The sequence below is a fragment of the Pseudomonas sp. Irchel s3f7 genome, from assembly GCF_900187615.1.
In the GTDB taxonomy this organism is placed as follows: domain Bacteria; phylum Pseudomonadota; class Gammaproteobacteria; order Pseudomonadales; family Pseudomonadaceae; genus Aquipseudomonas.
This window is the reverse complement of sequence record NZ_FYDO01000015.1, coordinates 106308-118709: the sequence shown is the minus strand read 5'-3', so window position 1 is coordinate 118709 and position 12402 is coordinate 106308. Positions and strand designations below refer to the sequence as shown.

Sequence of the window (12402 nt, the reverse complement as noted above, 5' to 3'; positions counted from 1 at the left end):
ACCTCAATGCCCCACGGCGAAGGCAATCGGCGCCGAGCGGGCCAGACCGCCCCGGCACTTGAGCACCCGCAATTGCGCCGGTTGCGCATCGATGGCGATGCGCAGGGCCGCCGGTGACGGGTTGATGGCCTCACTGAGCGGACGATAGGCAAACGCCAGGGTCTGGCCGGTTTCCGCCGCCACCTGCAAGCGACGCAATGCGCGATCATCGGCCTTGTGCGGCCAGCACAGCACGGCGCCGCAACTGCCCGAGCGCAGGCATTGTTCCGCCGCCCACAGCGCATCGCGCTCGCTGGCCTGGATGATCGACAACTGGCGCAGGTCGATCCCGGCGTTCTGCCACGCCTGGGGGTACGGTACGAAGGGCGGCGCGACCAGCACGATGCGCTCCCCCGCTGCCGCCAACCGCGCCAGCGCTGGCCACACCAGTTGCAACTCGCCGACACCCTGCCCGGTCAGGAGGATTTCGGTCAGCGCCGCTTCCGGCCAGCCACCGGTGGGCAACGTCGCATCCAGCGTGGCATGCCCGGTGGGTTGCGGGCTGACGGTCGGTGGCGCAGGCCGGCCCTTCCAGACCTGGCCGCCATTGAACAGCGTATCCAACGCAACGACGGCGCCCATCAGCCTTGCCTCACCAGACCGCAGAACACCCCTTCGATGGCCAGGTCCTGATCGGCTTCGACGATGATCGGCTGGTAGGCCGGGTTACGCGGCAGCAGGCGCACAACGTCACCCACCCGCTCGAAACGCTTGATGGTGACCTCACCGTCGAGCCGCGCGACGACGATCTGGCCGTTGAGCGCCTCGGGATTGCGGTGCACGCCCACCAGATCGCCGTCGAGAATACCGTCCTCGATCATTGAATCGCCCCGGACCCGGAGCATGTAGTCCGGCACCCGCGAAAAAATCGACGGATCGAGCAACAAGCGGCTGTGCACCTCGGCATCGGCGCCGATCGGCGCGCCGGCCGCGACCCGACCGAGGACCGGGATGTCCAGCAACTCCGGGCGCGGTGGTTGCCCGAGTAAACGAATGCCCCGGGCCTGATTAGGATTGACCTCGATAAAACCGGCCTCGGTCAACGCCAGCACATGCTTGCGCGCCACGCTTCGGGAGGCAAAGCCGAACGCCTCGCTGATTTCAGCGAGGCTCGGAGATTGACCCTGTTCGGCGATGCGCTCGCGGATAAAAGTCAGGATGGCGGTACGGCGGGGAGTTAAAGTCGTCATGGAGTACATTTGTACTCTTTTGGTTTTTCCCTGGCAAGGACCTCCAGTCAGCTGCGACACAAAAAGCTGTACATGCATACAGATAAAGATTGCCCCGATGCGCGTCAGCCGCCATTCTGTGCACCTCTCGTACCTTGATCGACGATGGTGGTTATGCAGCTGTACCTCTGTGAAAAACCTTCCCAGGCCAAAGACATTGCAGCGGTACTCGGCGCCAGGCGCCGGGGTGATGGCTGCTGGCTGGGAACGGGCGTCACGGTGACCTGGTGCATCGGCCACCTGCTGGAAACCGCGCCGCCGGATGCCTACGATGCACGCTACAAGCGCTGGGTGCTGGCGGACCTGCCGATCATTCCCGAAAAATGGAAGATGACCGTCAAGCCACGCACGGCCAGCCAGTACAAGGCGGTCAAGCGCCTGCTCGGCGAAGCCTCCGAACTGATCATTGCCACCGACGCCGACCGCGAAGGCGAGATGATCGCCCGCGAACTGGTCGAGCATTGCCGTTACCGCGGACCGATCCGCCGCCTCTGGTTGTCGGCACTGGACGATGCCTCGATCCGCAAGGCCCTTGCCACGCTCAAACCGGGGGCCGACACGTTCAGTCTCTATCACTCGGCCCTGGGACGATCCCGGGCTGACTGGCTGATCGGCATGAACATGAGTCGGCTTTTCACGCTGCTCGGGCGCCAATCCGGTTATCAGGGGGTGTTGCCGGTGGGCCGGGTACAGACGCCGACCTTGCGTTTGGTGGTGGACCGCGACCGCAGCATCGCCGATTTCGTACCTGTCGCCTATTGGGCCATCGACGTGCAGCTGCTGCACAACGGCACCGCGTTTACCGCGCAATGGCGGGCGGCATCCGAGATTTGCGACGATCAGGACCGCTGCCTGAATCAGGTCCTGGCACAACAAGCGGCGGCAGCCATAGGCAGCGCCTCCACGGCCCGGGTCATCAAGCTGCGCACCGAGCGGATGCGCGAAGTGGCACCGCTGCCGTTCGACCTGGGAACGCTTCAGGAAGTCTGTTCGAAAAAACTCGGCCTCGGCGCCCAGGAAACCCTCGACATCGCTCAGGCGCTTTACGAAACCCACAAAGTCATCACCTATCCACGCAGCGATTGCGGCTTCCTGCCGCTCAGCCAGCACAGCGAGGCACCGGCGATTCTGGCAGCGCTGCGTCAGGCCGATCCGGCCCTGAACGCCTTGCACGATCACCTTGAGCCGCACCGCCGCTCGCGGGCCTGGAACGATGCCAAGGTCACCGCTCACCACGGCATCATCCCCACCGTCGCGGCGAAAAATCTTGAACGTCTGACCGGCAAGCACCGTGCGGTCTATACGCTGATCCGCGCACGCTATCTCGCACAGTTCCTGCCCAATCACGAATACGACCGCACCCAGGCCGATTTCGATTGTGCTGGCGAGGCTTTGCGCGCCGTGGGAAAACAGATCATCGAACCAGGCTGGAAACGCGCCCTGCCTGAAGCACTGGCACCGGCCAAGGGTCGCGAAGCGCCAACACCGCAAACACTGCCGAACCTGGCCGAAGGCATTGATTGCGCGGTGGCTGGCGTGCAGTTCAAGGACCTCTGGACTCAGCCACCCAAGCCATTCACCGAAGGCGATCTGATCAAGGCGATGAAGAACGTCGCCAAACTGGTGGAGGATCCACTGCTCAAGCAAAAGCTCAAGGACACCACCGGCATCGGCACCGAAGCGACCCGTGCTTCGATCATCCAGGGTCTGCTCGACCGTGGTTATCTGGTGAAAAACGGCAAAGCCCTGGCCGCAACGCCCGCAGCGTTCAGCCTGATCGATGCCGTGCCGCGCGCCATTGCCGATCCGGGGACCACAGCCATCTGGGAACAGGCTCTGGACATGGTGCAAAGCGGAGAAATGAGCCTTGAGGAATTCGTCACCAAACAAGCCGCCTGGATGAGCAAGCAAGTCAGCCGCTGTGCCGGCTTGAGCCTGACCATCAGCGGCCCGGCAAGCCCCGCCGGGCGCGGGGCCACCCCGTGGAAAAAACAACGCAAGACCGCCAAACGCAAACCAGCGAGCAGCAGCAAGCGCGCGGCAAAGCCGGCCAAGCCTTCGTAGCGTTCTTTTGAACTGAAGGACAATGGCAAAAAATTGCCAAAATTACGCCACCCGTATGACAAGAACGATTATCAGTGCAATTAACTCGCTGTTTTAGAAAGATATATATGCGATGACAGAAGTGGCTATAGAGCGAAAAAATATTTCAGATTAGAACGCTGCCACCTACGCTGCGGGATAAGGGAGCAAGCAGAGGTTTTGGATGACTCGCCATAGAGCGACCCGCCTGCGTATCAAAAGCTACGCGCCGGATTAGACCGATATTTAGCCGTTGCGCCTAAAGGGCAACCGGGTTTTCGAAGAGGGAGGCCCAAAATGCATAAGCCGTCGAGCACCCGCTCCGAACTGGCTGACGCACTCTTTCGTCTGCGCCGTAGCTTTTACTCACTGGCGGGCTTCAGCGGCGTCATCAACATCATGATGTTGACGCCAGCCGTGTACATGCTTCAGGTCTATGACCGAGCCTTGGTCAGTGGAAATGTCACAACATTGACGATGCTGACCGTTCTGGTGGTGGGCCTGTTCCTGTTGATGTCCACACTGGAAATGATCCGAACCCGCCTGCTGATCCGGGTCGGCAACTGCCTCGACATGGACCTCAACCGGCGAATCTTCACCGCTGCGTTCGAGCGAAACCTGAGCCGCGCCGGAGGCAACCCGGCCCAGGCCCTGCAAGATCTCGCGCAGGTTCGCCAGTTCCTCACCGGCAATGGCCTGTTCGCTTTCTTCGATGCGCCGTGGACGCCGATCTACCTGCTGGTCGCCTATCTGATCCACCCGATCCTCGGACTGCTCACGCTGATCGGCTCACTGATTCTGGTGGCCTTGGCTTTTCTCACCGAGAAGGCGACGCAGAAGCCCCTGGCCGAGGCCAATCAGGCCTCCCTCTCCTCCGCCCAATACGCCAACAACAACCTGCGCAATGCCGAGGTTATCGAGGCCATGGGCATGCTGCCATCCATCAGCAAGCGCTGGTACCAAAGCCATTTGCGCGTTCTGGAAATGCAGACCCTGGCCTCCGACCGTGCCGCCGTGATCAGCGGCACCGGGCGCTTCGTACGAATCACGTTGCAGTCGCTGATCCTCGGCGCCGGCGCACTGCTGGCGATCGACGGCAAGATCACGCCCGGGATGATGATTGCCTGCTCGATCCTCACCGGCCGCGCACTGAGTCCGGTGGAACAAGTCATCGCCTCGTGGAAGCAACTGATCGGCTGCCGTACGGCCTGGGCCAGGCTCAACGAAATGCTGCATGACTATCCACGCAGAGTACCGAGCATGTCGCTGCAGCGACCACTGGGCATGCTGGCGGTAGAAAATGTGTATGCCTGCGCGCCCGGGACCAACAATACGATATTGCGCGGAGTGAGCTTCAGCCTTGTCCCCGGCGAAAGCCTTGGCATTATCGGTCCATCCGCCTCCGGCAAATCCACCCTCGCCCGCCTGCTGGTTGGCGTCTGGCCGTCACAGGCTGGCAAAGTGCGCCTGGACGGTGCGGACATGTACACCTGGAACAAGAGCGAACTGGGTCCCTGGATCGGCTACCTGCCACAAGACGTGGAACTGTTCGAAGGCAGCATCGCCGACAACATTGCGCGCTTTGGCGAAGTGGACAGCGAAGCCGTCATTCGCGCCGCCAGGAGCGCTGGCGTACACGAGATGATCCTGCGTTTCCCGCAAGGTTATGACACCCGCCTGAGCACCGATGGCAGCCCGCTTTCCGGCGGCCAGAAGCAACGTATCGCCTTGGCCCGCGCGCTGTATGGCGAACCCAATCTGATCGTGCTGGATGAGCCGAACGCCAACCTCGACGACGTCGGCGAAAAAGCCTTGATCGATGCGCTGGCCGAACTCAAGAATCGCGGCGCCACCCTCATTCTGATTTCCCACCGACCCAACGTGCTCTGTGCCGTCGACAAGATGCTGATGCTGCGCGACGGCGCCGTGCAGATGCTCGGCACCCGCGACGAAGTATTCACTGCGCTGCGCAAGGCCAGTGTGATACCCACAGGCGCACCGACTCCGCTGGCCTCCGTCAAAGCACGGGAGTGACCAATCATGCAAATGAGTCAAAGCACCGAGATCATTCAAAGCGACCCCAAGAGCTTGATCGATCTGGACGTCGCTAAACCCGCGCGGTGGGGCCTGTGGCTGGTGATTGCCGGCTTCGGCGGCTTTCTTCTGTGGTCCTGGCTGGCGCCGCTGGATGCAGGCGTGGTGGCGACAGGCACGGTCAAAGTCACCAGCAATCGCAAAACCGTGCAACACCTGAGCGGCGGTACCGTGGAGGCCATTCTCGTTCGCGAAGGCGAGATGGTGAAAAAAGGCCAAGAGGTGGTTCGCCTCGACTCATTACGCGCCCTGGCAGAACAGGGTGCGGTGAGTGCCCAGTACATCGTCAGCAAGACCGTGGAAAATCGCCTGGAAGCCGAACGGGACAACCGCGACGTCGTGAGTTACGACCCCATGCTGCTCAAGCGCTTCGACGCCGACCCTCGCCTGGTGGCTGCCATGGACTTGCAACAACGCCTGCTGGACACCCGGCGCGCCGGCCTCGCTGGCGAAATCAGCATCCTGCAGGAAAACCTCGCGGCGTCGGCGGTGCAGCTCAAGGGCTTGCAGCAGGTCTATGGTGCTCGCGCCTCGCAGATCAACTTCCTCAACCAGGAATTGCAAGGCACCCGCGTGCTGGCGGCCGAAGGCTATGTGCCGCGTAACCGTTTGCTCGAGCTGGAACGCAACAATGCCGAACTCTCCGCCGGTCAGGCCGAGAACCTCAACAACATCGCTCGCGTGCGTAGCCAGACCACCGAAATCAAGCTGCGCATCCTGCAGCGCCAGCACGATTATCTGAAGGAAGTCGAATCGCAGCTGACCGACACCGCCAAGGAAAACACCACCCTGGCCGACCGCTTGCGCGCGCTGGACTATGAAGTGACCCACACGGTGATTCGCTCGCCGATCGATGGCATGGTCCAGGCCCTGAGCGTCGCCACCGTCGGCGGGATCATTCAGCCCGGTTTCAAGATCATGGAGATCGTCCCGACTAATGAACCCCTGCAGGTCGACGCAATGATTCCCGTGCAGGCCATCGACAAGATGGTCCCCGGCCTGCCCGTGGACATTACCTTCCCGGCCTTCAACCATACCAAGACACCCAATATTCCCGGCCGCGTGATGACCGTCTCCGCCGACCGCCTGGTCGACGAGGAAAGCAAACAACCGTTCTATCTGGCTCAGGTGGAAGTCACCCCTGATGGCATGAGCCTGCTTGGCACCAATCACATCCGCCCCGGCATGCCCGCCAGCGTCACCATCAAGACCGGCGAGCGCAGCATGATGAGCTATCTACTTAAACCAATGCTTGATCGCGTCAACAGCTCCTTCAAGGAACAATGAAATGGACCGTCATTGCGTGCTTATCTGCCTGCTTGGACTGAGCCTTCCGGTCAGCGCCATGGACCTCAAACAAGCCTGGGATCTGTTGCAGTTCCAGGGCCCCATCTACCAGGCCGCCGTACATGAAAATGCAGCCGGCAAGGAGAACCGCGCCATCGGCAAGGCTGGTTTGCTACCGCAGATCAATGCCACAGCCTACGACCACAAGGTCAATGGCACACAACGCCAGAGCGGATTCGAACGAGATCTCGACTACGATTCCAAGGGCGCTAACGTGCGCCTGCGCCAGCCGCTGTTCAACAAACAGAAAATGGCCGAATACCGTCAGGGTCAGCAGCGTGCCGACTACAGCAACGCGGTATTCGATGCCAAGAGCCAGGATGCCGCGGTGCGTCTGGCCGAAAGCTATTTCGATGTGCTCCTGGCCAGCGAAACCATCACGCTGGCCAAGTCCAAGCTGACCGCCTTCGACGAGCAACTCGCCTCGGCGAAACGGCGCATGGAACTGGGGGCAGGCACTATCACCGACATCGACGAGTCGGCCGCTCGCCGGGACCTCGCCGAAGCCGAACTGATCGAGGCGCAAGACAACCTGATCAATGCACGCCGCCAGCTCGAGGAATACATCGGTGAACCCCCCGAATCGCTGACCACCTTGCGCCCGAGCTTCGAGACACCACCGCTGCTACCGAGCAACCTGCAGGACTGGTTGGTCAAAGCCCAGACCGATAGCCCGACGATCCTTGCGCGCCGGCATAGCAGCAACCTCGCCGAAGAAGAGGTGAATCGTGCCAAAGCGGGTCACTGGCCAACCCTGGATTTCATCGCCGGCTACACCGCGGGTGAGAGCCAATCACTCTCCGAGTTGAATCAACGCAACCACTACAGCTCAGTCGGACTGGAAGTCAATTTCCCGTTGTACAGCGGTGGCGGCGTCAGCGCGCTGACACGCCAGGCCAGTGCCAATAGCAGTAAAGCCCTGGATGAACTTGACGCCGCACGTCAGGAGGTCATCACGGGAACCACCCGTGAGTATCAAGGCATCCTGAGCGGCGCCAAACGCATTCGCGCTCTAGAGAAGGCCGTAGCGTCCAACGAGCGCTCACTGGCATCGTCACGCAAGGGCTTCCTGGAAGGCGGCACCAGCACCAACTCGGACGTGCTCAATGCCGAAGAACTGCTCTTCGTTGCGCGCCACGATCTGTTCGAAGCCAAGTTACGCTATCTGATGTCGCGCTTGCGCCTGGCCTCTTCGGTGGGCAGCCTGGGCGACGATGATATCAATCAGATCAACGACTACCTTGGCCCGGAGCTGTTGGTCACCAATTGACATTATCCTGTAGCGCACGCCACTACACGCCTGCCATACGGAAACCCAGCCGATGCTTTCGATCGAATTGCACGTCGCTCAACGCGATGAACTTGAAACCATCGAAAACCTGATGCAGTTCTACACCTACGATTTCAGCGAATGGCTGCCGCTGAAACTGGGCGAATCCGGCTTTTTCAGTATCCTGCCCATGCCCGACTACTGGCGAAAACCCGCGACCCGGCCGTTTCTGATCAAGGTCAATGGAGAATTGGCCGGTTTCGTGACCGTGGACGAAGACACCCACTTGCAAGGCGCCCGCTACAACATCGGGTATCTGTTTGTCAGTCGACGCTTTCGTGGCCAGGGCGTCGCGCGATTTGTCGTGTCTACCCTCTTGAGCCGCCTCCCCGGTCAATGGCAGATTTTCCACATCGAGGCAAATCAGCCAGCACGGCTGTTCTGGGTCGCTGTGATGCCCACGCTCTGCGCCGCGGGATTCACCCGACACTCGCTCACGGTTGACGGCCATTCCTGCACGTTCTATCGATTTGAGTCACCGCTGCCATCGCCCTGACAGCACTCCCGCGCCTCCTTTTCTAATTCCGAACAGCTTTGTCCGACAATATGTAGTGCCTGAAAATATTCACTACAAAACCGTTGACGCCTTCGATTTGCCCTTGCATGATGCAGACGTCTCCCCGATCGGGAGAACAGGCAACACGTTTGAGCAAGCTCGTCTGACCGCCGAGCTGTTTTCCCCGGATACACGCTGCCCACAAGGCAGATTGAAGAAGCTGACCTGGCCTGAACGTCCAGTACAAGGGCGAGAAGACTTGGCGAGCCATCCTCATGAAGCTTGTGGCCGACCCTTGAAAAGTCGGCAGTGACTTCCAGGTATCGCCGCTTCTCTTCGTTGTGACGCTATTGCGTAGCAGTTATTCAACACGACTACATGCAACAGACGCAGGACCCCGCCCGATAAGGCGGTCGAACGCCGACGTCCTGGTTTCGGTGCCAGGGATCAACTAACCGATGGGCTACCTGTATTAGCGAATCAACTTTGAAAGATCACCAATTGGTCAAGGGGCTTTATTATGAATCTGAACAATCAACCTACTATCGAAGAACTGGCTCGTATGTTTGCGGCTAAAAAAGACAGCCACGACAACCATATTCTCTGGATCAGCAAGTCTGGCCAGGTGCATATCGACTGCCTGTCGCCACATGCCCATGAAGCCGAGTTCGACCAGAACAACCAGAACCTGCTGGCCCGCCTGAAGATGTACCGTCGCGGCCAAGGCTATGTCGGCAAGAAAGCCGCGGCCGACAAGGACTTCATCGGCAGCGTTCTGCAAACGCTGAAACAGGCATGGGATTCGATGCAGAACCAGAACGAAGTTCGGGTGATTGATCGGCTGTATTAATTATTAGTTGATTCACAAAAAGGGCCTGCTCCCATAAAGAGCAGGCCCTTTTTAATGCTTGCGTGTCCTTGTAGGAACCGGCTTGCTGGCGAAGGCGGCCTTGAATTTTGCGTCAATCTCGCGGGCCTCTTCGCTGGCAAGCCAGCTCCTACGAAGAGCAAGATTTTGTGATCGCCACATTCCCTGTAGGAGCCGGCTTGCTGGCGAAGGCGGCCTTTAATTTTGCAACAATCTCGCGGGCCTCTTCGCTGGCAAGCCAGCTCCTACGAAGAGCAAGATTTTGTGATCGCCACATTCCCTGTAGGAGCCGGCTTGCTGGCGAAGGCTGCTTTGAATTTTGCGTCAATCTCGCGGGCCTCTTCGCTGGCAAGCCAGCTCCTACGAAGGGCAAGATTTTGTGATCGCCACATTCCCTGCAGGAGCCGGCTTGCTGGCGAAGGCGGCCTTGAATTTTGCGTCAATCTCGTGGACCTCATCGCTGGCAAGCCAGCTCCTACGAAGAGCAAGATTTTGTGATCGCCACATTCCCTGTAGGAGCCGGCTTGCTGGCGAAGGCGGCTTTGAATTTTGCATCAATCTCGTGGACCTCATCGCTGGCAAGCCAGCTCCCCACGCAGCACCCCGGCACCCGGTTCATCACCTGTTCCGACAGCCGCGTCGTGCCGGAGCTGCTGACCCAGCAAGAACCCGGTGAGCTGTTCGTGATCCGCAACGCCGGCAACATCGTGCCGTCATACAGTCCGCATCCCGGGGGTGGCTTCGTGGCCCTGGCCGAGCACCCGACGACTTGCGCCGTGTATGGCAGAGCGTTTGAGGCTGCTTGATCAAGACCGCAGCGACCGCCGTGATGGCGGTCGCTGGAAGGAAGGCTTCAGCGTTTGACGCCCAGGTCGACCTGGGTCATGCGGCTACGGATGGTGAACACGCCATCGCCCGAGAGAATCGCGCTGCGGGCAAACAGTCGTCCGCTTTCCCAGTTCGAAAGACCCAGTTCCGGTTTGTTCAGCGCGTACTGACCGTCAACCCAGCGGGTGATGCCGTTGCCGACAAAAGGCGCGTTGACCGCGTTGTAGAAACGGTCCTGAGCCTCGGCACTTTCGCTGATGAGCGACACCGTGAATTGCGGGCTGTAGCGGTTGAACAAGGCGATGGCGCTGTCCAGGTCATCGACGATTTTCAGGCTGACTTCCGGGGTTTCTTCCCATTCCCACTCGCGCCCCAGTTGATCTTCGGGCAGCGGTTCGGCCAATGCTTCGGTCTGGTAGCCTTCGGCGCGATACACCTGCACCGTTGCCGCTTGCCAGTCGCTCGGCAAGTACGCCTCGCTGCCCTCGACGATGTGCAACTTGCAGCCCTGCCCCCGCGCCTTGCCTGCCTGTTGCAGGGCATCGAGAAACAGCGGGACCAGCTCTGCAGCACGATCACGGTGAATCAGGCACACGTTCAGGGTGTTGCAGACTTTGCGGTCCAGGGAGTTGCGTACCACGCTGGCGAAGCGCTGGGCATCCGCATCTGCATGGGCGACCAGCCAGGCGCCACCGGTGCCGTGCAGGCTGACAGCGGTGCCTGCCTGCTGCGCGATGCTGCCCAACTGACTGACTGCGCGGCCCGAACCACGGGCCACGGCCAGCGACAGGCGCCGGTCGGCGAACATCGCCCAACCGGCGGCATGATTGACGCTTTCCACCAACGACACCGCGCCATTGGGCAAACCGGCGTCGGCCAACGCTGGATTCAGTGCGTGACTGACGATTGCCTGAGCAGTGCCCAACGCATCGCTGCCAATGCGCAAAACGGCAGTGTTGCCGGTGCGCAATACGCCGGCGGCGTCGGCGAAAACGTTCGGTCGACCTTCGAAGACAAACGCGACGATGCCCAGCGGCGAAACCACTTGCTCGACCTTCCAGCCGTCGTGCTCGACGCAACTGACCACTTTGCCGCGCATGGCCGAAGCATCGCGCCAGGCGCGCAGCCCGGCAATCATGTCGCGACGCATGCGCTCATCGGCCAAGAGGCGTGTGGTCGAACGACCGCGCGCCTTGGCCCGCTCGATGTCGGCCAGGTTCGCGGCCTCGATCAAGGCCCAGCACTCAGGGGTTTCCAGGCGCTGGGCAAACAAATCGAAAAATGCGCTGATCGCCTGATCAGAAACGGCGGACATTGCCGTGAATGCCGCTTCAGCACGTTCGATCGCGACCGCTGCTGCTCGCTGGTCCACCACCGGAATCAGCAACAGTTCACCGCTGACCTGCTCCACCAGCAGGTGATCACCGGGCTGGAAGCGTTCTGCCAGTTCGGGGCTGACAACCGTGACACGGTTACCGGCGAAAGGGATCGGCGTGCCAGCGACTAGACGTTCGAGCGCAAGAGACATGAAGCGGTATCACCATGCTGAGGGCGGCCGGAAAATGTATAGCAATTGCGCGAGAGCGTCACGGCCCTTTGTGGTTGCGCTTTTGTGTGGAGCAAGCTTGCTCGCGATAGCGGTAGGTCAGCCACATTGAAGTATCTGGTCCATTGTCATCGCGAGCGAGCTTGCTCCTACAAGGGATAAGCGGTGTTTGAAGTATCACAGTGTGTACAACCCCGCACCGACGACACATCGCAGATACACCCCGTTGATTGAATTCGTCTGTCGATTGGCCACGCCGATCCAAACGTTCAACTCACTCAAGGGGACCATCGCCCATGAACACCTCAATCTCCTCGGCCGTCAAAGGCCTGCACCTGAACCTGGACCGTGCCGGCGACTGGATTGCGCCGCTGGCCTTGCGGGTGTTCCTCGCCTGGGAATTCTTCGAGTCGGGCCTGGAGAAGCTCAACGGCCAGAACTGGTTCGCCGACATTCAGGAGCGCTTCCCGTTTCCGTTCAACCACGTCTCGGCAACACTGAACTGGGAGCTGTCGATGTGGGCCGAACTGATCTGCACCCCCT

The 12402-nt window shown here is 60.5% G+C and carries 9 protein-coding genes and 2 pseudogenes; 8 read left to right on the top strand and 3 right to left on the bottom strand.

Annotated features, from left to right (window positions below):
* Window positions 1-3 precede the first annotated feature (3 nt).
* Together imuA and lexA are read right to left on the bottom strand one after the other, a co-directional pair.
* Complete coding sequence (imuA, locus tag CKW19_RS15060) at window positions 4-621, bottom strand: translesion DNA synthesis-associated protein ImuA (RefSeq protein WP_095058547.1); 618 nt, start codon at window positions 619-621, stop codon at window positions 4-6.
* Complete coding sequence (gene lexA, locus CKW19_RS15055) at window positions 621-1238, bottom strand: transcriptional repressor LexA (protein WP_095058546.1); 618 nt, start codon at window positions 1236-1238, stop codon at window positions 621-623. Before lexA ends, imuA begins: the two co-directional genes overlap by 1 nt.
* A gap of 144 nt (window positions 1239-1382) precedes the next feature.
* Here lexA and CKW19_RS15050 point away from each other — a divergent pair, with 144 nt between their 5' ends.
* From CKW19_RS15050 to CKW19_RS15020, 7 genes and pseudogenes are all read left to right on the top strand, one after another.
* On the top strand, window positions 1383-3332 hold the full coding sequence (locus tag CKW19_RS15050; RefSeq protein ID WP_095058573.1) for a DNA topoisomerase III: 1950 nt from the start codon (window positions 1383-1385) through the stop codon (window positions 3330-3332).
* A 315-nt stretch (window positions 3333-3647) separates the two neighbouring features.
* Window positions 3648-5384, top strand: coding sequence for a type I secretion system permease/ATPase (locus tag CKW19_RS15045; protein ID WP_095058545.1), 1737 nt, complete (start codon window positions 3648-3650; stop codon window positions 5382-5384).
* Between the two features lie 6 nt (window positions 5385-5390).
* Window positions 5391-6731, top strand: a complete 1341-nt coding sequence (locus CKW19_RS15040) for an HlyD family type I secretion periplasmic adaptor subunit (protein ID WP_095058544.1) — start codon at window positions 5391-5393, stop codon at window positions 6729-6731.
* Window position 6732: 1 nt separating this feature from the next.
* The gene (locus CKW19_RS15035) at window positions 6733-8061 is read left to right on the top strand and encodes a TolC family outer membrane protein (protein WP_095058543.1); all 1329 of its coding nucleotides are present in this window, start codon (window positions 6733-6735) and stop codon (window positions 8059-8061) included.
* Window positions 8062-8113: 52 nt separating this feature from the next.
* Window positions 8114-8617, top strand: coding sequence for a GNAT family N-acetyltransferase (locus tag CKW19_RS15030; RefSeq protein ID WP_095058542.1), 504 nt, complete (start codon window positions 8114-8116; stop codon window positions 8615-8617).
* Window positions 8618-9137: 520 nt separating this feature from the next.
* Window positions 9138-9467: a hypothetical protein gene (locus CKW19_RS15025; protein WP_095058541.1), complete on the top strand. Its 330-nt coding sequence runs from the start codon at window positions 9138-9140 to the stop codon at window positions 9465-9467.
* A 620-nt stretch (window positions 9468-10087) separates the two neighbouring features.
* Window positions 10088-10222: pseudogene (locus CKW19_RS15020) on the top strand (carbonic anhydrase); the annotation flags it as partial.
* Between the two features lie 116 nt (window positions 10223-10338).
* On the opposite strand, the gene CKW19_RS15015 reads toward CKW19_RS15020, so the two are convergent.
* Window positions 10339-11841, bottom strand: coding sequence for an aldehyde dehydrogenase family protein (locus CKW19_RS15015; protein ID WP_095058540.1), 1503 nt, complete (start codon window positions 11839-11841; stop codon window positions 10339-10341).
* A gap of 314 nt (window positions 11842-12155) precedes the next feature.
* On the opposite strand from CKW19_RS15015, the pseudogene CKW19_RS15010 reads away from it, so the two are divergent.
* Window positions 12156-12398, top strand: a pseudogene (locus CKW19_RS15010) (DoxX family protein); the annotation flags it as partial.
* Window positions 12399-12402 lie beyond the last annotated feature (4 nt).

Coding starts and splice junctions, on each gene's coding strand:
- CKW19_RS15045 (WP_095058545.1), top strand. CDS start 3,648: ATGCATAAGCCGTCGAGCACCCGCTCCGAACTGGCTGACGCACTCTTT.
- lexA (WP_095058546.1), bottom strand. CDS start 1,238: ATGTACTCCATGACGACTTTAACTCCCCGCCGTACCGCCATCCTGACT.
- imuA (WP_095058547.1), bottom strand. CDS start 621: ATGGGCGCCGTCGTTGCGTTGGATACGCTGTTCAATGGCGGCCAGGTC.
- CKW19_RS15025 (WP_095058541.1), top strand. CDS start 9,138: ATGAATCTGAACAATCAACCTACTATCGAAGAACTGGCTCGTATGTTT.
- CKW19_RS15015 (WP_095058540.1), bottom strand. CDS start 11,841: ATGTCTCTTGCGCTCGAACGTCTAGTCGCTGGCACGCCGATCCCTTTC.
- CKW19_RS15035 (WP_095058543.1), top strand. CDS start 6,733: ATGGACCGTCATTGCGTGCTTATCTGCCTGCTTGGACTGAGCCTTCCG.
- CKW19_RS15030 (WP_095058542.1), top strand. CDS start 8,114: ATGCTTTCGATCGAATTGCACGTCGCTCAACGCGATGAACTTGAAACC.
- CKW19_RS15050 (WP_095058573.1), top strand. CDS start 1,383: ATGCAGCTGTACCTCTGTGAAAAACCTTCCCAGGCCAAAGACATTGCA.
- CKW19_RS15040 (WP_095058544.1), top strand. CDS start 5,391: ATGCAAATGAGTCAAAGCACCGAGATCATTCAAAGCGACCCCAAGAGC.